Below are 20,182 nucleotides of genomic sequence, written 5' to 3'. Positions count from 1 at the left end.
CTCAGGTTAGAGTTTTCCGTGAGTTCTTATGCTTCTTGAGCAACAGGATATACGCTCACTTGTTTGCGGTCACGACCAAGACGCTCAAAGCGTACTACGCCGTCAACTTTCGCGTATAAAGTGTCATCGCCACCACGACCAACGTTAACACCTGGATAAATTTTTGTACCGCGTTGACGGTAAAGAATTGAACCACCTGAAACCGTTTGACCATCTGCGCGTTTAGCACCAAGACGTTTTGACTGAGAGTCACGACCGTTCTTTGTACTACCTACACCTTTCTTAGATGCGAAAAACTGAAGATCTAATCTTAACATACGTTACACCTCCTGCACTTTTTCTATTAAACGGATATACTTTCCGTAATCAAGTTCAATCGTCTTAAGCGAAACAACCAATCCTTCTAAAAGTATCTGTGCTTTTTCTGCTGCATGAACGTCTAAATCATTAGGCAATTCATACGTTAAGAATCCGCCATCACTTCCGAGTTCAATAGTTGCCTGCACTTTACAAAGTTCTTCCACTGCATTTATAGAACCAAACACGACCGCTGTAGTTCCAGCACAGACAAGGTCTTGTCCATGTGGCGCATAATTGGCATGTCCAGTCATTTTAAATGATTGGATACTTCCTAGTTTCGTGCGACTTATCGTAATCTTAATCATCTTAACCAGAATTAAGCGTTGATAGCTTCAACTACTAGCTTAGTGTAAGGTTGACGATGACCTTGTTTCTTACGATTGTTCTTTTTCGCTTTGTATTTGAAAACGATGATTTTCTTAGCGCGACCTTGTTTTTCAACTTTCGCAGTAACTGTTGCACCTTCTACAACTGGGCTACCAACTTTCACGTTTTCGCCACCAACGAAAAGAACTTTGTCAAAAGTAACAGTTTCACCAGCTTCAACATCTAATTTTTCAATGTAGATTGCTTGACCAGCTTCAACTTTAATTTGTTTTCCACCTGTTTCGATAATTGCGTACATACTTGCACCTCCTCTTAATTACTAAGACTCGCCAAAAACGAGGTAGACATAAAATGCCTTTAAGGAACCTGTCTTGTGCGGTTGTAGCATATAGCAGTTTAGGTGCTATAAACTATAACATAAAGATGTTACCATGAATCATTAACTATTGTCAATGAATGTTCTGCTAACTATTTTTTCCGTTCTACAATTTCTTTCTTACTTCCAAAACGGATAATAGCGTACTTTTCGATAATATCATCTTTGAAATAAATTTCAAATGGAATATTTTTTTGTAATTCTTTTTGTAAAAATATTTTTTGTACTTTTTTTGAAGCACCAATCAATACAGCTTCATCCTCTATATTACCATAAGTAATAAGCTCTCTCTCTAGCTCATACGCAATTGTTTCATTAGATATAACGTAACCTGTCGCTTTACAAGGCGCACACTCTTCTAATAATACGTCACGTAACGAATGTTTCTTGCGCTTACGCGTCATCTCTAAAATACCTAACTCTGTAAACCCAAGCACTCTTGTATACGTGCGATCATCTTGCATAGCAGCTATGAGGCGCTCTCTTACCTTCTCTTTATCTTCCCGTCTTTTCATATTAATAAAATCAATTAATATCATACCGCCAATATCACGGAGTCTTAATTGACGTGCAATCTCTTCGGCAGCCATTTCATTTGTGCGAAGTACCGTATCTTGTAAGTTTTGTTTTCCAGTAAACTTACCCGTATTCACATCAATTACAGTCATCGTCTCCATTTGTTCCACAATTAGATAGGCACCATTTGGCAGCCAAACAATTTTTTGAAGTGCTTTCTCGATTTCACGCTCTATTCCAAAATGATTAAACATCGAAGATTTTTCATTATAAAAGGATACTCTTTCTTTCCCTACTTTTTCTTCTAATTCTTTTACTATACTTCTCGTATCTACAACTACTTTTTCAATCGTTTCAATCGGGTTCTCCTGAAATACACGATCTAAAAACGTCGCTGGTCGATGAAGTAGTAAAGGTGCCTTGCCTTGATTTTCTTTTCTTTTTACTTCTTCATATAACTGCTGCAGCCCTTGCATTTCAGCTTGTATTTCATCGATTGTCCCTTTTTCAGAAGCAGATCGGAAAATGTATCCACCCGTTCCTTCCACTTCAATTCCGATTAACTGTTGTCTTCTTTTATTATTTTTTATTTTCCGAGAAACAGCGCGCATTTCATCATACGGCATATAAACGACATACTTCCCAGTAAATTCTATCTTCGCCGTTAATTTTGGCCCTTTCGTATCGATTGCCTCTTTCACAACTTGTACAAGTATCGCTTGTCCTTCATGTATGCGATATGAAGATGGTACATCATCGTATGAAAGATATGCATGTTTCTCTAACCCGATATTTACAAAGGCTGCGTTCATTCCAGCAATTGTTCTTACGATACGCCCAACATAAATATGTCCGACAACTTCCTGCTCTTCATTCCGTTTCCATAAAAGCTCGACAACTTTTTGCTTCTCTTCTATCGCAACACGCTTTTCCGAACCAGTATAATCTATATATAACGTCTTCAAAATTATTTCCTCACTTTTCACTTCTTTTCCTTACAATATAAAAGGTTAGTGTCATCGTCAACACTAACCAATTAATTCTTCAACAGATGAGGTTGTTCGTTTTTCAGCAAAATACGCATACAACAATTCATTTTCATCCAATGTATAATGCTCTTTATATTTTCCATGGACGATAATAGAGTGTTTATATCCTCTGCGAAATTTTGTGAAAATCGTATACAAGCGATCTTCTGTTTTGACCTCAATAGGTGCAATCTTTTCAATATCTCTTTTATTTCCATAATAACGTTCTAATAAAAAACGCATAAATGCGTAACGTCTTTGTTTCCATTCTTGATATAAAGAAATCGCTAGAAAAACGAGTAATACCCACATCATAATGTTATTACTATTCCAAAGTAACTGCCACCCTAATATTACACTAAAAAAAACACATGACAATTTCATCATCTTTTCATGTGCTTGTAAATACGGAAAACGATATGATAATACATTAAATAATACTTTTCCGCCATCAAGTGGCCAAATAGGCAATAAATTAAACCCTAAAATAATGACATTATTCCACACAAAGAAATGGTACAAATCATCAGTTACCCAGCCCGCCTGATACAAAATATAAGCGACCACAATCATCCATATATGCTGAATTGGCCCAGCTATAACGACAATTAATTCTTCTTTTAATGATTTATTCCCATGCTCTTCCATCTCAACTACGCCACCAAACGGCAAAAGCTGAATTTGTTTAATCCGCCAATTATAATATACAGCGGCAAAAGCATGCCCAAGTTCATGAACTAAAACAATACAAAATAGTAATAGTAACTCTTTAAAACGTGCTGTAAAAATACCAATAACGATAATAACCCAAAACAATGGATGTACTGTAATTTTTGTTAAAACATCTCTATATTTAATCAAATGAAATCACCTGAATAGGATCAATAAATTTTTCATTCTTTTTCATCGCAAAATAAAATTTACCGTTTTTATTATTTTCATCACTATTCACCGTTCCGATTTTTTGTTTTTTCGAAACGTAATCATATAACTTCACTGACATATCGTTTAAATTTCCGTACCAAGACTCTGTGCCATCAGCGTGCTGAATTTGAACTGTATTTCCAAGTTCCTCTTTCTTACCCGCAAAAACAACTATACCTTCATTTACTGACTCTACAGTTGCATTTGTAGCCGTTTGAACAAATACACCTTGACCATTTTTTTGAAATCCTTGCATCACCTTTCCAGAGGCAGGAATCGCATAATCCTTTTGCTGAATAGCCTCTTCTTTTTTCTCATTTGGAGAAAAGAACACGAGAGGTTTTCCAAACTGTTTTTCATACCATTTCGATATAGTAGCAAATTGAAATTCTTCTTGCATAACTTTTTCTGTAACAGCTCTAGTACCATCAAAAGAAGAAGGTGCGTTCTTAAATAAAATAGCAACTGAAAGAACTAATATTGCTGATAGCAAAACTTTGAAGAGAAAAACTTCCTTTCGAAATAGAGGATGAATTTCCTTCTCCCCCTCTTCAATAAAGACCGTTTCGCTATCAAAATCTCCTCCCGCAAAATACCTCTCTTCCTCCATCCTTTCTTGCTCTGCTTTCCTTTTCGCAATCCGCTTTTTAATTTCTTCCACACGTCTATTCTTCATACTGTCTCCTTTCTTTAGTTAGCCTTATTCAAATAGAAACAGTTATATACAGTTTGTACATATGTATGAGTTATAGAAGGAAGATATTCATGCGAAGAAAAAAGAAAGCACTCCGCATTTACGCGAAGTGCTTTTAACGGATTCCAAAGAAATTTTTCATCTTTGTAAATACCGATACTCTTTCTTGTTCAAATGCTTGTAATGGTACATTCTCACCTAACAAGCGTCTTGCAATATTACGATAAGCTATTGCTGCTTTCCCACTAGGTTGCAGTGCTACAGGTTCACCTGTATTCGTAGCACGAATAACTTCATCATCATCCTCAACAACTCCAAGAAGCTCGATTGACAGTGTACGTACGATTTCATCAACATCTAACATATCCTGTTCATGAAGCATATGACTACGCACACGGTTAATGACAAGTTTCGGTGGTTCAATATCCTCTTTCTCTAAAAGCCCGATAATACGATCCGCATCACGCATTGAGGATACTTCTGGTGTTGTTACAACGATTGCTTTATCCGCACCTGCTACAGCATTTTTAAATCCCTGCTCAATCCCCGCAGGACAATCAATTAATATGTAATCATAATCTTGACGTAATACTTGTATTAATTCATCCATTTGTTCCGGTGTTACCGCCGATTTATCGCTCGTTTGTGCTGCAGGTAATAAATAAAGATCATCAAAACGCTTATCTTTAATAAGAGCCTGAGGTAAACGACAACGCCCTTCAACGACATCAACAAGATCAAATACAATACGATTTTCTAGCCCCATTACTACGTCTAAATTGCGTAAACCGATATCTGTATCAATTAAACACACTTTTTTTCCAGATAACGCAAGGGCTGTACCAATGTTCGCAGACGTTGTAGTTTTACCTACTCCGCCTTTTCCAGATGTAATTACTATTGCCTCTCCCACAGCTATACAATTCCCCTTTCTAACTTTGTTAAATTAGGTCTAAGATGAGTGAGAAGTTGCAGGCGATCGACAACAATGTGATTATTCTCATTAATGTACGCACATTCTGCCGCCTCTGCTCCGTCTTCTTTCTCTTCCGGAGCCCGCATTGTCACATCACTAATTCGGAGTTGCATAGGGTTCATAATAGATGCAGCAATAACAGCTTCTGAATCTCCAGCATACCCCGCATGTGCAATTCCTCTTAATGATCCCACGACAAAAATATTCCCCCCAGCGATAACCGTTCCGCCTGGATTAACATCTCCAATTAATAATAAATTGCCTTTTACATGTAACACTTGTCCAGAGCGAACAATTTTGGAAATAGGGACAATTTCTGTTTCTTCTTTCCAAGCTATTGCTTCTGCTTTTGTTATAACATCACTTTCAATTGATTCCACAACAAGGTTCTTCTTATTGCGAATTAACGTACGAATCTCTTCTTGTTGTACTTCTGTTAAATAGCGATTTCCTACTTTAACACGCACTTCAATTAAAGAACGTCCGTCACTCTCATAGTAATGTGTAGAAAGCTTTTCATCCAATTCTTTTAGTAGCTCAGAGAATGAACAGCAATCATCTAAATGAAGTGTTATTCCATCTTTTGTCCCTTTTATCGTTACATTTTGTTGCTTTTTTTCTTCCACTAAAGTTCACCCCACCGATTCAATTCGACATAAAATCAGAAAATCCTTTTTTCTTTTTCTTCTATCGCTTTTGAAAGACGCACTAAATATCGTCTCAGTGGGAAACAAACTATTAATAAGAAAATTCCATTTAGCAATAAAGTAGCAAGGAGACGATCTGTGAAAAAGACAGACGCTGACATGTGAGTACGTCCTAACAAAGTTAAAAACCCATACACATAATACTCTAATGCTGCAATGCTAGCTAATACGATAGAAACAACAATAAATAAATTCAATTGCAATACCTTCATCGCACTATAAACTAAATAAGCTAAAATCGGATAAGCAAAAATATATATTCCGACCAGTTCTGTGTATACGGTATCAAATAAGAAACCAAATAATAGTCCGTAGTAAATCCCTTGAATCGGACTATTATACACTGTAATAAAACATAACACAATTATAAAGAAATGCGGTGCTGCTATACTGCCTTTCCAAAAGACGTCTGTTGGAACAACAGTAGAGAACATATTTTCAAATAAAAAAACAAAAAGGAGCAAAAGAGGAAGAGCTGCTCTTTTTAAAATCGTCATCATCTCTTCTCTCCCTCCTATTCTAACGACGCTGTAGGCATATCACGTTTTGCAACTATAATATGCTCTACATCATTCAAATCAGCGGATGGTTTTACATAAGCTGTTTTTGTTAAGCCGTATGGATCTGGCTGAACATCAACAATTTTCCCAATCGCAAGACCTTTAGGGAAGATATCACCAAGTCCAGATGTTACAACTAGTTGATCTTTTTCTACTTGTGCATCAGAGCTAATCTTTGTGAAAAGAAGTAGTTGTTTTTCTTTATCGTAACCTTCAATCAATCCAAAGATATTTTCTTGTCCTTGTACAATAGCAGAAACACGGTTTGTTCGGCTCATCGAACTTAACAACTCCACTGATGATGTAAACTGAGATACACTTTTTACGCGTCCAACTAAACCTTTCGGAGTTACAACAGCCATATCTTTTTTGATCCCTTGCTGTGCTCCTTTATCAATTCCAACTAAATCGTACCATTTATCGGGATTACGAGAAACCACACTAGCTTGTACTTCCGTATAATCACCACGGGACTTTTCTTTACCAGTTAATTCTCGTAGTTTTTTATTCTCATCCTCTAAATTTTTCACTACTCCAGATAAATCTGCGGTAGTATCTAATTTTGCTTTCAGCTTTTTATTCTCTTCATACGTGCGCTTTACATCTTCTACGTTTTCGAAGAATCCGGCAACATAATTCGCTGGCTTTTGGAATACACGTTCTACAACACCAACAGTGTCTTTAACAAACTGCTCTGGCCATGTTAAACTGTTCCGTTCTTTCAATGAGATTCCAATCAATGCCACGAGAAGAATAATACTAACTAACAAAACAATTAATCTTTTGTTTAAGAAAAACTGTGGCACGTTCACACCCTCTTAATTTTACTGATTTTTATTTTGCAATATTATCGAGCAGCAGTTTTGAAAAGATCGATATTGTCTAATGCTTTACCCGTTCCAATTGCTACGCAATCTAATGGGTCTTCTGCAACAAGAACTGGCATATTTGTTTCTTCACTAATAACTTTATCTAAGTTACGTAGTAATGCCCCACCACCAGTTAATACGATACCACGGTCCATAATATCTGCCGCTAATTCAGGTGGAGTTTTTTCTAACGTATTTTTAACTGATTCTACAATTGCATCTACTGTATCTTTTAATGCATCTGCAATTTCTTCTGGTTGAATAAGTACTGTTTTTGGTAAACCACTTACTAAATCACGACCGCGAATTTCCATAGGTTCAATACCTTCTGGCTCGCCTGCAGAACCGATTTCTAATTTTAATGCTTCTGCTGTTCTTTCACCGATCATTAAGTTGTAGCTTTTCTTAATGTACTGAATGATTGAATCATCCATATCATCACCAGCAACACGAACTGATTGACTTGTTACAATACCACCTAAAGAAATAATTGCAACTTCTGTTGTACCACCACCGATATCAACAACCATACTACCAGTTGGTTCCCAAACAGGTAAGTTCGCACCAATTGCTGCTGCAAATGGTTCTTCGATTGGATATGCATCACGAGCACCCGCTTGACGAGTCGCATCAATTACTGCACGTCTTTCAACAGCTGTAATACCAGACGGTACACATACCATTACATATGGTTTACGTGAGAAGAAGCCGTTTGATTTTTGAGCTTGTTGAATGTAATATTTCATCATTGTTGCTGTTGTTTCATAATCAGCAATTACACCGTCTTTCATCGGACGAAGTGCTACTACGTTTCCTGGTGTACGACCAATCATTTGTTTTGCATCGCTACCTACAGCAACGATTTGTTTCGTATCAGTTTGTAATGCTACTACTGAAGGTTCACGTAAAACTACACCTTTTCCTTTTACATATACAAGCGTGTTCGCAGTTCCTAAATCTATTCCAAGATCGCGAGTAAAGCCACCAAATCCAAACATATTATTTATCTTCCTTTCTTGTTTTCACGGACTCATTTTTTTCTTATTTTATATTATAAAAACAGTACGTTTTTTATATCTATATCCTTTTTGCAGATAATTTTCTACAAAAAACTCATAAATCACATTATAAAACAAAATAAGTAAAAAGCATAGTCTTAAATATGACCTTTTTCCTTTAAACTCACGAATTTATGGTCACCTATTATAATATGATCAAGCACTTCAATTCCGATAATCTGGCCGCATTCTACTAAACGTTTTGTTACTTCAATATCTTCTCGGCTCGGCGTAGGATCTCCTGAGGGATGGTTATGAAGACATATGATAGAGGCTGCTGCACGGCGGAACGCTTCTTTAAAGACTTCCCTTGGGTGTACAATTGACGTGTTTAAACTTCCAATGAATATCGTTTGCCTATGTATAACTTGATTTTTTGTATTTAAATATAAACAAACAAAATGCTCTTGTTGTAAAAAGCGCATTTCTTCCATCATGTATTTCGCACAATCTTCTGGGCTTCGAATACTATATCGATTTTGATACTCTAAACGTACCATTCTTCTACCTAGTTCAAAAGCGGCCATAAGCTGAGATGCCTTTGCAATCCCAACACCATGAATACTGATTAACTCTTCTAACGTTGCATCTTTCAACATACGTAAACCATCAAAGTGATGTAAAATTTTATCTGACAACTTTAAAACTGTCTCTTCTTTAGAACCTGTTCTGAGTAACACTGCAAGAAGCTCCCGATTTGATAAACTCCCTGTTCCTTCTAATAATAAACGCTCCCGTGGCTGTTCTTCTCTGACAACATCACGAATACCGTTCATCTCTCCACCCCTTTTACCTGTTCTCTCAAAGAAAACCCCATGCAATTTTACGCATGGGTTACATCAATATCAAATTGTTTTAATTCCCGGACAAGACGTGCAATTGGCAATCCAACTACACTGTAGTAGTCCCCTTGAATATGTTGAACAAAAATAGATCCTTTACCTTGAATTCCGTAGCTTCCTGCCTTATCAAGTGGTTCCTTCGATGCAACGTATACGTCTATTTCCTCGTCTGTTAATTCCCAAAATGTTACTTCTGTACGTTCATAAAAAGTTACCGTTTTTTCTTTCGATATAATTGCAACACCTGTGTATACTTCGTGTGTTTTCCCTGATAATAATTGTAGCATTTCTTTCGCCTCAGCCTCATTAGACGGCTTTCCAAGAATATGTGAATCATATGTAACAATTGTATCTGCACCTAGTACAACGTGATCACTATGATTTTCTGCCACAGCAGATGCTTTTTGCAAAGCAAGCGACATAACAATATCAGAAGGTGATGAATATGCACCAATCGTCTCTTCTACTTCACTAACAACGATTTCAAATGGCACATCAGCTAATTCAAGCAGTTCCTTCCTCCTAGGTGATCCTGAAGCTAAAATAATTTTCTTCATATTTTCTCCTTCCCTTCTCACATGAAGCAGAATAATTCAAATCAATCGTATCAAAGGAATAGTTTCCCCACAAATTCTAGAAATATCATTTTCTCTAAACAAAATAATAGTTCTTTTTAAATACGATTATATTCTGCCCATACAGAAAGCACTTTGCTCTAAATTCAAAAGAAAAGAAAGAAGTATATGTACTTCTTTCCCCTTCATCATTATCTTATTATTTCACTTTTTGTGAAACCATTTTTTCGTACGAAAGTAATCCATCAATAATAACTTGATTTAATTTAGCTACAGATTCCTTATCGCTCTTCCCTTCCTTAATCGTTTGCACCGCTACTGACGTATACGTATAAAGCTTCTTCGCATCTTCACGCTTCATACTCTTTCCTTCCTTTTCAATAACTTTCCATTCTTTTCCAATTACCTCTACATCTTTCGGATTACTTTTCCCACTAGTTTGTACACTGGACACATACTTTGCTAAATGAGTATATAATGGCTGCACTTTCGCTAAAAACCCACCCACTTCTTTATCCGTTTTGAGCAATGCTTTATCTGTAATATCCCAATTTTTTTTCAAAACCGAAACACCATCTTGCTTATACTGATCTATTAATTGATTAACAGCCTGTTCATCGCTCGTAATACCAACAACTAACGCATACTTATCACCACTCGGTTTCAAAGCAGCCACGCCCCCATTACTTTTCCACTCTTCAATAGCAGCATGTCCTTTTTCTTCAGAGGAATAAAGCCCTCCTTGAACAAAAAATAGTTTCATTGGTTCTAATGCAGCTCCTACTTGCGCTTTTTGTTTTTCCTCCTTTGGTGTTGCTGTTTGTTCTACCGTTCCGCCCACCTTTTGTTCCTCATTACCTGTCTGCTTCGAAGCCGTTACCTTACCTTCTCCTGTCGTCCCTTGTCCAGTTAATAAATGGATCATCCCCATCCCGAATGCAGTACCGATAATTATTGCAGTTGCAACGATTGCGATTATTGTATTACTCCATTTCTTTCTGTACTTTTCCATAGGTAGTGTCTTTGTTTTTTTAAAAGGCACAACGTTTTGTGACCTTTCACTTTCTACTACCATCCAGTCAAACTCATCCTTCTTTTTTTCCTCATACTTCGCTTCTGTTCCATTTACTTTCACCGAGATCGTTCGTGATTGCTTGTCCATACACTCACACCTCACCTCTTGTCGTTGTCCGCATCATATCATATTCATTCCATAAAAAAACGAGATATTTGTCAGAGGAATTCGTCAAATAACCCTATATTATTATCTTATATGTATGCATTTGACTTCATTTGTAGAACAAAAAACTAGATAGCAAAGACTATCTAGTTTTTCCCGCGAATATATTTTCTAACTTCGGAAATGAAATACAGAGAACCTGTTATGATAAAGACATCATTTTCTCCAATCATATCAACCTTTGTATCAATTGCCTCTTTCCAATTTTCAAAAACTAATTTTGACTCTTGTTGTGAATACGAAGCAAGCTTGTCAGCAGAAATAGCACGATCAAAGGCGAATGTTGTAAAAATAATTTCATCTGCAATTGCATCTAGTTGCCCTACCATGTTATGCAATTGTTTATCACCAAGAGCTGTAAATAAAACTATTACATTTTTATCTTTGTAATGTGCCTCTACTGTTTTTACAAGACTTTCAATACCTTCTGGATTATGAGCACCATCTATTATAATATCTGGATTACTTTGTAACTTTTCAAATCGACCAATCCAATAGGCTTCTTGTAAGCCAGCTTTCATTTCCTCTTCATTAATTAAAAATGATAAATATGTTTTTAAATACATTACTGCCATAAGCGCTAGCGCTGCATTGCCTACTTGATGAATACCTTTCATGGAAATCCGAACATTTTCAAACGAGGCGAATGGACAAGCAAAATCAAAATGTTCCCCATCTTCATTAGAATGTTTATGTAATGTTGTAAACTGTTTTCCAAATTCATATAAGCCTGCATGATTTTCCTTAGCAACTTTTTGAATTACTTGTAATGCTTCTTCATTTTTCACACCAGTAATAACTGGCACACCAGACTTAATAATTCCTGCCTTTTCATATGCAATTTCTCCTATTGTATTGCCTAAAATATGCATATGATCGTGACCGATATTCGTAATAATTGTGAGAACCGGATGAATAACATTTGTAGAATCAAATCTTCCCCCAAGCCCCGTTTCAAATAAAACAACATCACAGAAATTAACTTTACCGAAATAACAAATTGCCATTACTGTAATGATTTCAAACTCAGTCGCTTCTCCTAAGTCCGTCTCATCTAATTTTTCAACGACTGGCTTTACCATATTTACAAGTTCTGCAATCTCTTCATCTGCAATCGGTATTCCGTTTACACTAATACGTTCATTGAATGTTTCTATGTAAGGCGATGTAAACGATCCTACTTTATATTTCGCGCTTTCTAACATGTAGCGCATATATGTTAAAGTTGAACCTTTTCCATTTGTGCCGGCAAGATGAACACATTTTATATGACGCTCTGGATTTCCGAGTTCTTCTAACATCCATTGCATTCTTTCTAGTCCTGGTTTTATCCCAAATTTCAATCGGCTATGAATCCAGCCTAGTGCTTCTTCGTATGTATGTATCACGTTTTCTATTCCCCTTTCAAAAGACAAACTTCGTAATTCTATTATACGCAAAGAAAAGAGACTCACCAATATAGTGAGTCTCTGAAAAACATTTTTATTTTTCAAGATCAGCTAGACGTTGACGAACCGCTTCGCGTTTTTCTAGATAATCTTGTTCTTTCGCACGCTCTCCGTCAATAACTTCTGCAGGAGCTTTCGCTACGAATCCTTGGTTAGAAAGTTTCTTCTGTACACGTTCTACTTCTTTATCGAACTTCTCAAGTTCTTTTTCAAGGCGCGCTTTCTCTTCATCAAGATTGATAAGATCAGCTAACGGTAAGAATAACTCTGCACCTGATACGATTGCAGTCATCGCTTTTTCTGGCGCTTGTAAATCAATCTTAATTGTTAGTTCACTTGGGTTACAGAAACGCTCAATGTAAGAACTGTTTTTCGTAAGCTGAGCTAGTACTGCCTCATCTTTTGCTTTAATTTGCATTTGAACTTTTTTACTCATTGGTGTATTTACTTCCGCACGGATGTTACGAACAGAGCGAATGATATCAACTAGAAGGTGCATTTCTGCTGCCGCTTCTTTATCTTGTAAATCTTCGCGAACTGTTGGCCACGCTGCTACTGTAATAGACTCGCCTTCATGCGGTAAATGTTGCCAAATTTTCTCTGTTACGAACGGCATAAATGGGTGTAATAGACGCATCGTTTGGTCTAATACGTAAGCTAAAATAGAACGAGTTGTTTTTTTAGCTGCTTCATCTTCACCGTATAGTGGTAGTTTCGCCATCTCAATGTACCAGTCACAGAAATCATCCCAAATGAAGTTGTATAATGAACGACCAGCTTCACCGAACTCATATTTATCCATGTTACGTGTTACACTTTCGATTGTTTCGTTTAAGCGAGTTAAAATCCACTTATCTGCAACTGATTTTTCACCAGTTAAATCGATTTCTTCATACTTCATGTCATCCATGTTCATTAATACGAAACGTGATGCGTTCCAAATTTTATTAATGAAGTTCCAAGTAGATTCTACTTTTTCCATGCTGAAACGTAAATCTTGGCCTGGTGCACTTCCTGTTGATAAGAAGTAACGCATTGCATCTGCACCGTACTTCTCGATAACATCCATCGGGTCGATACCGTTACCAAGAGATTTACTCATTTTACGTCCCTGTTCATCACGAACTAAACCGTGAATTAATACATCTTTAAATGGACGCTCTCCTGTAAACTCTAAACCTTGGAAAATCATACGAGATACCCAGAAGAAGATAATGTCATAACCAGTTACTAAAGCATCTGTTGCATAGAACTTTTTAAAGTCTGCTGCATCTTCATTCGGCCAGCCAAGTGTTGAGAATGGCCATAGTGCTGAACTAAACCAAGTATCAAGTACGTCGTTATCTTGATTCCAGTTTTCAATATCCGCTGGTGCTTCTGTGCCTACGTATACTTCACCAGTTTCTTTATGATACCAAGCTGGAATGCGGTGACCCCACCATAATTGACGAGAAATACACCAGTCATGAATGTTTTCCATCCAACGTAAGTATGTGTTTTCAAAACGATCTGGTACGAACGTTACTTTTTCTTCTTCTTTTTGTTGAAGTTCTACCGCTTTTTCTGCAAGTGGAGCCATTTTTACGAACCATTGTGTTGATAAGTAAGGCTCAACAACTGCACCGCTACGCTCACTATGACCTACTGAGTGCATATGAGGCTCGATTTCTACTAATACGCCAGCTTCTTGTAAGTCTTTCACTAACTCTTTACGGCATTCGAAACGATCCATACCGTTGTACTTACCAGCTTTTTCGTTCATCGTTCCATCTTCGTTCATTACTAAAATACGTGGTAAGTCATGACGGTTACCTACTTCAAAGTCATTCGGGTCATGAGCTGGTGTAATTTTTACAACGCCTGTTCCGAAGTCTTTTTCTACGTATTCATCAGCAATAATCGGAATCTCACGGCCTACGATTGGAAGTGTAACTGTTTTTCCGATTAAATGTTTGTAACGATCATCTTCTGGATGAACTGCTACCGCTGTATCACCAAGCATCGTTTCTGGACGAGTAGTTGCAAGGCGAATGTGACCTGAACCGTCCGTTAACGGATAGTTCATATGGTAGAATGCACCTTGAACTTCTTTATGAATTACTTCAATATCAGAAAGAGCTGTGCGTGTTGCTGGATCCCAGTTGATGATATACTCACCGCGGTAAATTAAGCCTTTTTCATATAATTGAACGAATACTTTATTAACAGCGTTAGATAAACCTTCGTCTAATGTGAAGCGTTCACGAGAATAGTCTAGTCCTAAACCAACTTTCCCCCATTGTTGACGAATGTGAGAAGCGTATTCTTCTTTCCATTCCCAAGCTTTTTCAAGGAATTTCTCACGGCCAAGATCGTAACGTGAAATACCTTCTTCACGAAGTTTTCCTTCTACTTTCGCTTGTGTTGCGATACCAGCATGGTCCATTCCTGGAAGCCATAATACATCGTAACCTTGCATACGCTTTGTACGAGTTAAAATATCTTGAAGCGTCGTATCCCAAGCGTGACCTAAGTGTAACTTACCAGTTACGTTCGGAGGTGGAATTACAATTGTATATGGTTGTTTCTTCTCATCTCCTGTTGCTTCGAAATATTTGCCTTCAAGCCACCACTTGTAAAGGCCTTCTTCAACGGACATATGATCATATTTAGTTGGTAAATTCTTTTCCGTGTTTGACATTATTTTCCCTCCTTAAAATAAAAAATGCCCCTCATCCAAAAAAGGACGAGGGACATCGCGGTACCACCTTTATTTACAAACAAATTCAGAATTTGCTTATACTCTTAATTTGATAACGGACAAATCCGTCTTTTCCTAATGAGAATCATTCCGTTCAGAAAAGATGCTCCAGGGCTACCTTCTAACATAACTATCTAGAGAACCTCCCAGCCAATGGTTCCCCTCTCTGAAGACGTTTCATGTTATACTCTTCCCCTTCAATGCATTTATGTGATTGTTAATTATTATATACAATAGTGTAAAAAACGAAACCTTATTCGTCAAGATAAATTTGAAACTACGGCCTTTATCTCTTTACGTAACTAATAAAAAAAAGATAAGCAGGGTTCTCCCTACTTATCTTCTTTATCCCGCTATTTGCAGGCAGTAAGAACCCCACCTCAAAATTCGGCTTGAGCAAAGAAGTTAGGTGGGAGTCGGGCTAATAATCAGTGGGGGATGAACAAAACCCCCACTGATTAAAGTTTTACTTTATCCGTTCCCTTGCTGGGCAGCTTGTAATTGCGAAAGGAAATATTCTGTATTGCTAACGAGCCAATGCGATTGCTGGAGGCTTTTCACCCCGCGGAGCTCATTTTCTTCATTACGACTCTTTCTTCTTTTCGTATACGACTGAATTTGCCGAATAAAATGCGACGGGTACGTCATATACGCAAACATAAGAAGCTGCTCCTCTTTCGTAAATGGAAAATTTTTTTGATACATTTCATACCATTCAAAGCGGTCACTCCGCGCAATTGGATATGTGTTTAAAGACCTTGAATAAAAGCTAACGATATCCTGTACTGGTGTAGCAAAATGAGACTTTTCTAAACTAATAAAATAACCGTTTCGTTCATAATCAAATAAAAAGTGATTAAGCGATACATTCCCATGAACGAAAGTAGTACGTGTTGTTTCCTTTTCTTTCATTGCATCATGCCATTCACTCAATTGTTTCGTTGCGAACTCACGCGCCCTCATAACATGGTGATAATACGTACAATATTGTAATTCAAATGGAGACATATACCACTTCGCTTCCGATTCTACAAGAAACTCTTCTAATATCTCACCATCATTTTCCCAACGGTCGGATATATTTGTATAATGTTTTTCTAAATCTTCTTCTGTATAAGTCTCCTCTTTCACCGTTTTTTGATGCAACGTTCCGAGCGTTTGAAACATCTTATGGTATTGATCATTATCTTCGCCATTTCCTTCCGCACGTTCTAACCAAGGCATTAAATAATAACTATACGTCCCATCACTTAAAACATAATTCCCGTCCGTCGCATGATAGATAGGTACATAATTCGAAAAACCTTTCTCCTTCAAATATTGAATATGGTGCAAAAAATTATTCCGCTCTAATTTTCTATCTTCTATTTTCTTTAACGCATACGGACCTTGATTCGTATAAATTTTCATTACACTTCCGTGCTCTTCCATATGCTGAGTGTCCAATCTATATTGCCTCACAATGGGTTCATAGCGATTTCGTAATTCAATATCCATACGAATAACCCTTTCTTATTCAAAACATAGCTTCTAAGAAAAGAGGCGAGTGAAAAAACTCACTCACTTATTTCACCTTTGCTTTTGAAACAGGAATATATATAATTTGCCCTGTAGTTAAATATATATCTTCTGATTGATTTACACGATATAAGTTTTGCACAGTCGTTTCATAACGTTCTGCAACAGATTCAATTGTATCTCCTTCTTGTACGAAGTACATTCTTAACTTCGTAAATTCTTCTTCTGGTTCTTTCGTAAATAATTTCGTTAAATAAAGTGCATTTTCATCTCGCTGTGAATATGCTTCTTCCTCTTGTTCTTCCTGCTTTTTCGCTTTTTCTTTCTTGAAATTTTTTCGCCCGAACAATTCAAATTGTGGCGTCGTTTCTTTCTCCTCTTCACGCCCCGCAAATTCATGTTCTTCTAATTCCTCTTCTTCTATTTCTTGCTCTTTTCTTTCTTCTAGCTGAAACGGTTCAAATGCATAATCTTCCCATCCATCTGATTCTTTATAGGCTGGTACTTCTTCGTGCTGCGCAGGTCTACTTTCATCCTCTTCAGCTGAATCAGCTTCCAACTCGGCATACGCCGTCTCTTCCTCTTCATCCTCAGTTCTTTCTTCGTCACATAAACCTGTAATAGATATATCCGCTAATAGTTGTAAGCAACCATTTTCCTTTAATTCATAATCAAATTCCTCGATTGATACATATAATTCTTCAATTACTTTCACTCGATTTCTTGGAATTGATATTTCGAGCGGAAAGGAATGGACAAGCTCATTAACCCCGTCTGCCCTTGTTTCTACATAATCAATTGCCTTTGCTGGTGATAGCTCTCTTAATGAATAAGCTGAATCATCTTGCCTTGCAACGTACTCTCCCGTTAAATCTAATTGCCCTCTCACGATAACTTCATGATCGAGCTCCTCTATCTCAACGTCTGGATCTAACGAAATTGACAAAAGTTCTTCGACTTCCTGTCCCTTTTGGAACCAAACAGATTCTTTTAATGAAAATCGTAATGAATGATCTGTTGCCACTTCTTTTCCCCCTCCCAAACTATATGTCATTACAGATTTATGTTCCCTAAGGCTACTTTATGAATAAAAAAAATCGCTCCCCTAATGGAGAGCGATTTTCTCTAAGAAATTATGCTTTTAATTTTGACATTGCAATTTCGGCCGCCGCAATTGTCGCCTCAATATCTGCATCACTATGTGCTGTTGATAAGAATAAACCTTCAAATTGAGAAGGTGGTAAAAATACACCTTGTTCTACCATTTCACGATAGTAAGCCGCAAAGAATTCTAAGTTTGAAGATTTTGCTGCATCATAATTAATAACCTGCTCATCTGTAAAGAAAATACCGATCATAGAACCTGCACGATTAATGTGATGAGGGATATTATGCTTTTCAGCTGCCTTACGTAGTCCAGCCTCTAACATTTCTGCTTTACGCTCAAATTCCACATATGATTCTGGCGTTAACTGTACTAACGTTTCATAACCAGCTGTCATTGCAAGTGGATTACCCGATAATGTTCCCGCTTGGTAAATCGGTCCGCTTGGTGCAACTTGACGCATAATCTCTGCCTTACCACCGTATGCTCCTACCGGCAAGCCACCACCGATTACTTTACCTAAACAAGTTAAGTCAGGAGTTACGCCGTAGTAACCTTGTCCACAATTATAAGCAACACGGAATCCTGTCATTACTTCATCAAAAATAAGTAGTGCACCGTTTTGCTCTGTCACTTCACGAAGTCCTTCTAAAAATCCCGGTTGTGGGGGAACAACACCCATATTCCCTGCCACTGGTTCTACAATTATACAAGCAATGTCATCACCGAATTGTTCGAAAGCATATTTTACACTTTCTAAATCGTTATACGCTACTGTAATCGTATTTTTCGCTACACCTTCTGGTACACCAGGGCTATCTGGTAAACCTAGCGTCGCCACACCCGAACCTGCCTTAATCAATAAAGAATCACCATGGCCGTGATAACAACCAATGAATTTCAAAATTTTGTTACGGCCAGTGTAACCACGAGCTAAACGCAATGCACTCATTGTCGCCTCTGTTCCAGAGTTAACCATACGCACAATCTCAATTGATGGTACACGCTCGATAACAAGCTGCGCTAATTTATTTTCAATTTCTGTTGGTGCACCAAAGCTTGTTCCTTTTTCAGCAACAGCTTTTAAAGCCTCAACAACACGGTCGTTCGCATGACCATGAATTAAAGGTCCCCACGATAATACGTAATCGATGTATTCATTCCCATCGATATCATATACTTTAGAGCCTTTTCCACGCTCCATAAACAGCGGATTCATACCAACAGACTTAAAGGCACGAACAGGGCTATTTACGCCTCCAGGCATTAAATCTTGAGCCTCTTCAAACGCCGCAATCGACTTATCAAACTTTTTCATTATTTAGCGCCTCCTTCTTGTAACCATCTTGCTGCATCTTTTGCATGATACGTAATAATCAAGTCTGCTCCTGCGCGTTTCATGCTAATTAATTTCTCAAGTACAACTTCTTTTTCATTAATCCAACCATTTTGCGCTGCCGCTTTAATCATCGAATATTCACCACTTACGTTATAAGCAACGACTGGTAAATTAAAGTTATTTTTCACATCACGAACGATATCTAAATAAGAAAGAGCTGGCTTTACAATTAAGAAATCTGCCCCTTCCATTACATCTGTTTCTGCTTCACGGAATGCTTCCATACGGTTAGCTGGGTCCATTTGATATGTTTTACGGTCACCGAACTGCGGCGCACCATGCGCTGCATCACGGAATGGTCCATAAAATGCTGATGAATATTTCACAGCGTACGACATAACTGGTACGTGCGCGAAACCATTTTCATCTAATGCATGGCGAATTGCCGTTACAAATCCGTCCATCATGTTAGATGGTGCAATAATGTCTGCCCCTGCTTTCGCTTGACTTACAGCTGTTTTTGCAAGAACTGCAAGAGACTCATCATTTAAAATAACGCCATCTTCAATAACACCGCAATGACCATGGCTTGTGAATTGACATAAACATGTATCTGCAACTACTACTAGCTCTGGGAACTCATCTTTAATTTGCTTAATTGCACGCTGTACAATTCCATGCTCACAATATGCTGATGATCCAACTTCGTCCTTTTCAGCAGGTAAACCAAATACAATAACAGAACGAATACCTAAATCAACGACCTCTTGCATTTCAGCTCGCAATAAATCTAAAGACATTTGACATACGCCTGGCATAGAAGGAACTTCATTACGAGTATTTTCTCCTTCTAATACAAAAATAGGATAAATAAAATCTTCTGTATGTAAAAATGTTTCACGCACAAGTGCACGCATGCCTCCGCTTTGTCTTAGACGACGATGACGATTAAATTGTAAAGAATTCATAGATTTCTATCC

20 protein-coding genes and 2 other annotated features are annotated in these 20,182 nt (G+C 37.5%); all 20 genes read right to left on the bottom strand.

Translation table 11 applies throughout. The features are described from left to right. Positions 1-26: 26 nt before the first annotated feature. Positions 27-317, bottom strand: coding sequence for a 50S ribosomal protein L27 (gene rpmA / locus QCI75_RS05060; protein ID WP_000944957.1), 291 nt, complete (start codon positions 315-317; stop codon positions 27-29). A gap of 3 nt (positions 318-320) precedes the next feature. Continuing rightward, positions 321-665 carry a ribosomal-processing cysteine protease Prp gene (locus QCI75_RS05055; protein WP_070144990.1) on the bottom strand — a complete coding sequence of 115 codons (345 nt, stop codon included), beginning with the start codon at positions 663-665 and terminating at the stop codon, positions 321-323. Between the two features lie 11 nt (positions 666-676). Then, a complete protein-coding gene (gene rplU / locus QCI75_RS05050; RefSeq protein ID WP_000270907.1) occupies positions 677-985 on the bottom strand; it encodes a 50S ribosomal protein L21 in 309 nt (102 codons plus the stop codon). Between the two features lie 14 nt (positions 986-999). After that, positions 1,000-1,078, bottom strand: a sequence feature (ribosomal protein L21 leader region). A 77-nt stretch (positions 1,079-1,155) separates the two neighbouring features. After that, complete coding sequence (locus QCI75_RS05045) at positions 1,156-2,544, bottom strand: Rne/Rng family ribonuclease (protein WP_353760033.1); 1,389 nt, start codon at positions 2,542-2,544, stop codon at positions 1,156-1,158. Between the two features lie 63 nt (positions 2,545-2,607). Continuing rightward, a complete protein-coding gene (locus QCI75_RS05040; protein WP_098775550.1) occupies positions 2,608-3,468 on the bottom strand; it encodes a M50 family metallopeptidase in 861 nt (286 codons plus the stop codon). Next, entirely contained in the window at positions 3,461-4,207 is a 747-nt protein-coding gene (locus tag QCI75_RS05035) for a M23 family metallopeptidase (RefSeq protein WP_098775549.1), read from the bottom strand. The genes QCI75_RS05040 and QCI75_RS05035 overlap by 8 nt, the downstream gene beginning before the upstream one ends. 133 nt (positions 4,208-4,340) lie before the next feature. Further along, entirely contained in the window at positions 4,341-5,138 is a 798-nt protein-coding gene (minD, locus tag QCI75_RS05030; protein WP_098775548.1) for a septum site-determining protein MinD, read from the bottom strand. Between the two features lie 2 nt (positions 5,139-5,140). Continuing rightward, positions 5,141-5,827: a septum site-determining protein MinC gene (gene minC / locus QCI75_RS05025; RefSeq protein WP_144505762.1), complete on the bottom strand. Its 687-nt coding sequence runs from the start codon at positions 5,825-5,827 to the stop codon at positions 5,141-5,143. 35 nt (positions 5,828-5,862) lie between these two features. Further along, on the bottom strand, positions 5,863-6,408 hold the full coding sequence (mreD, locus tag QCI75_RS05020; RefSeq protein WP_098775546.1) for a rod shape-determining protein MreD: 546 nt from the start codon (positions 6,406-6,408) through the stop codon (positions 5,863-5,865). Positions 6,409-6,422: 14 nt separating this feature from the next. Then, on the bottom strand, positions 6,423-7,274 hold the full coding sequence (gene mreC, locus QCI75_RS05015; RefSeq protein ID WP_353760032.1) for a rod shape-determining protein MreC: 852 nt from the start codon (positions 7,272-7,274) through the stop codon (positions 6,423-6,425). A 41-nt stretch (positions 7,275-7,315) separates the two neighbouring features. Then, positions 7,316-8,335 (bottom strand): cell shape-determining protein MreB, encoded by a 1,020-nt coding sequence (mreB, locus tag QCI75_RS05010; RefSeq protein WP_000466737.1) that lies wholly within the window; start codon positions 8,333-8,335, stop codon positions 7,316-7,318. Between the two features lie 158 nt (positions 8,336-8,493). Next, positions 8,494-9,171, bottom strand: coding sequence for a DNA repair protein RadC (radC, locus tag QCI75_RS05005; protein ID WP_098775544.1), 678 nt, complete (start codon positions 9,169-9,171; stop codon positions 8,494-8,496). Between the two features lie 47 nt (positions 9,172-9,218). After that, entirely contained in the window at positions 9,219-9,794 is a 576-nt protein-coding gene (locus QCI75_RS05000; RefSeq protein ID WP_353760031.1) for a Maf family protein, read from the bottom strand. A gap of 217 nt (positions 9,795-10,011) precedes the next feature. Then, positions 10,012-10,974 carry a stage II sporulation protein B gene (locus QCI75_RS04995; protein WP_144505765.1) on the bottom strand — a complete coding sequence of 321 codons (963 nt, stop codon included), beginning with the start codon at positions 10,972-10,974 and terminating at the stop codon, positions 10,012-10,014. A gap of 164 nt (positions 10,975-11,138) precedes the next feature. Continuing rightward, positions 11,139-12,440: a bifunctional folylpolyglutamate synthase/dihydrofolate synthase gene (locus QCI75_RS04990; protein ID WP_353760030.1), complete on the bottom strand. Its 1,302-nt coding sequence runs from the start codon at positions 12,438-12,440 to the stop codon at positions 11,139-11,141. A gap of 94 nt (positions 12,441-12,534) precedes the next feature. Further along, the gene (locus QCI75_RS04985) at positions 12,535-15,180 is read right to left on the bottom strand and encodes a valine--tRNA ligase (protein WP_353760029.1); all 2,646 of its coding nucleotides are present in this window, start codon (positions 15,178-15,180) and stop codon (positions 12,535-12,537) included. A gap of 38 nt (positions 15,181-15,218) precedes the next feature. Beyond that, positions 15,219-15,450: a binding site (T-box leader), on the bottom strand. A 261-nt stretch (positions 15,451-15,711) separates the two neighbouring features. Then, positions 15,712-16,737: a spore coat protein YsxE gene (ysxE, locus tag QCI75_RS04980; RefSeq protein WP_353760028.1), complete on the bottom strand. Its 1,026-nt coding sequence runs from the start codon at positions 16,735-16,737 to the stop codon at positions 15,712-15,714. 67 nt (positions 16,738-16,804) lie between these two features. Next, complete coding sequence (spoVID, locus tag QCI75_RS04975) at positions 16,805-17,812, bottom strand: stage VI sporulation protein D (RefSeq protein WP_353760027.1); 1,008 nt, start codon at positions 17,810-17,812, stop codon at positions 16,805-16,807. A gap of 79 nt (positions 17,813-17,891) precedes the next feature. Beyond that, complete coding sequence (gene hemL, locus QCI75_RS04970) at positions 17,892-19,181, bottom strand: glutamate-1-semialdehyde 2,1-aminomutase (RefSeq protein WP_105584364.1); 1,290 nt, start codon at positions 19,179-19,181, stop codon at positions 17,892-17,894. Then, the gene (hemB, locus tag QCI75_RS04965) at positions 19,181-20,170 is read right to left on the bottom strand and encodes a porphobilinogen synthase (protein ID WP_144505770.1); all 990 of its coding nucleotides are present in this window, start codon (positions 20,168-20,170) and stop codon (positions 19,181-19,183) included. Before hemB ends, hemL begins: the two co-directional genes overlap by 1 nt. Positions 20,171-20,182: the final 12 nt, after the last annotated feature.

Origin of the sequence: Bacillus cereus group sp. RP43 (genome assembly GCF_040459645.1) — a bacterium.
Lineage (GTDB): Bacteria > Bacillota > Bacilli > Bacillales > Bacillaceae_G > Bacillus_A > Bacillus_A mycoides_C.
This window is presented reverse-complemented; position numbering and strand designations above follow the sequence as displayed.

What these genes read in the sequence shown, in the direction of transcription:
- spoVID (WP_353760027.1), bottom strand. Translation starts at nt 17,812, where the DNA reads ATGACATATAGTTTGGGAGGGGGAAAAGAAGTGGCAACAGATCATTCA.
- mreB (WP_000466737.1), bottom strand. Translation starts at nt 8,335, where the DNA reads ATGTTTGGATTTGGTGGCTTTACTCGCGATCTTGGAATAGATTTAGGA.
- QCI75_RS04985 (WP_353760029.1), bottom strand. Translation starts at nt 15,180, where the DNA reads ATGTCAAACACGGAAAAGAATTTACCAACTAAATATGATCATATGTCC.
- hemB (WP_144505770.1), bottom strand. Translation starts at nt 20,170, where the DNA reads ATGAATTCTTTACAATTTAATCGTCATCGTCGTCTAAGACAAAGCGGA.
- QCI75_RS05035 (WP_098775549.1), bottom strand. Translation starts at nt 4,207, where the DNA reads ATGAAGAATAGACGTGTGGAAGAAATTAAAAAGCGGATTGCGAAAAGG.
- hemL (WP_105584364.1), bottom strand. Translation starts at nt 19,181, where the DNA reads ATGAAAAAGTTTGATAAGTCGATTGCGGCGTTTGAAGAGGCTCAAGAT.
- radC (WP_098775544.1), bottom strand. Translation starts at nt 9,171, where the DNA reads ATGAACGGTATTCGTGATGTTGTCAGAGAAGAACAGCCACGGGAGCGT.
- QCI75_RS04995 (WP_144505765.1), bottom strand. Translation starts at nt 10,974, where the DNA reads ATGGACAAGCAATCACGAACGATCTCGGTGAAAGTAAATGGAACAGAA.
- rpmA (WP_000944957.1), bottom strand. Translation starts at nt 317, where the DNA reads ATGTTAAGATTAGATCTTCAGTTTTTCGCATCTAAGAAAGGTGTAGGT.
- QCI75_RS05000 (WP_353760031.1), bottom strand. Translation starts at nt 9,794, where the DNA reads ATGAAGAAAATTATTTTAGCTTCAGGATCACCTAGGAGGAAGGAACTG.
- QCI75_RS05055 (WP_070144990.1), bottom strand. Translation starts at nt 665, where the DNA reads ATGATTAAGATTACGATAAGTCGCACGAAACTAGGAAGTATCCAATCA.
- rplU (WP_000270907.1), bottom strand. Translation starts at nt 985, where the DNA reads ATGTACGCAATTATCGAAACAGGTGGAAAACAAATTAAAGTTGAAGCT.
- ysxE (WP_353760028.1), bottom strand. Translation starts at nt 16,737, where the DNA reads ATGGATATTGAATTACGAAATCGCTATGAACCCATTGTGAGGCAATAT.
- mreD (WP_098775546.1), bottom strand. Translation starts at nt 6,408, where the DNA reads ATGATGACGATTTTAAAAAGAGCAGCTCTTCCTCTTTTGCTCCTTTTT.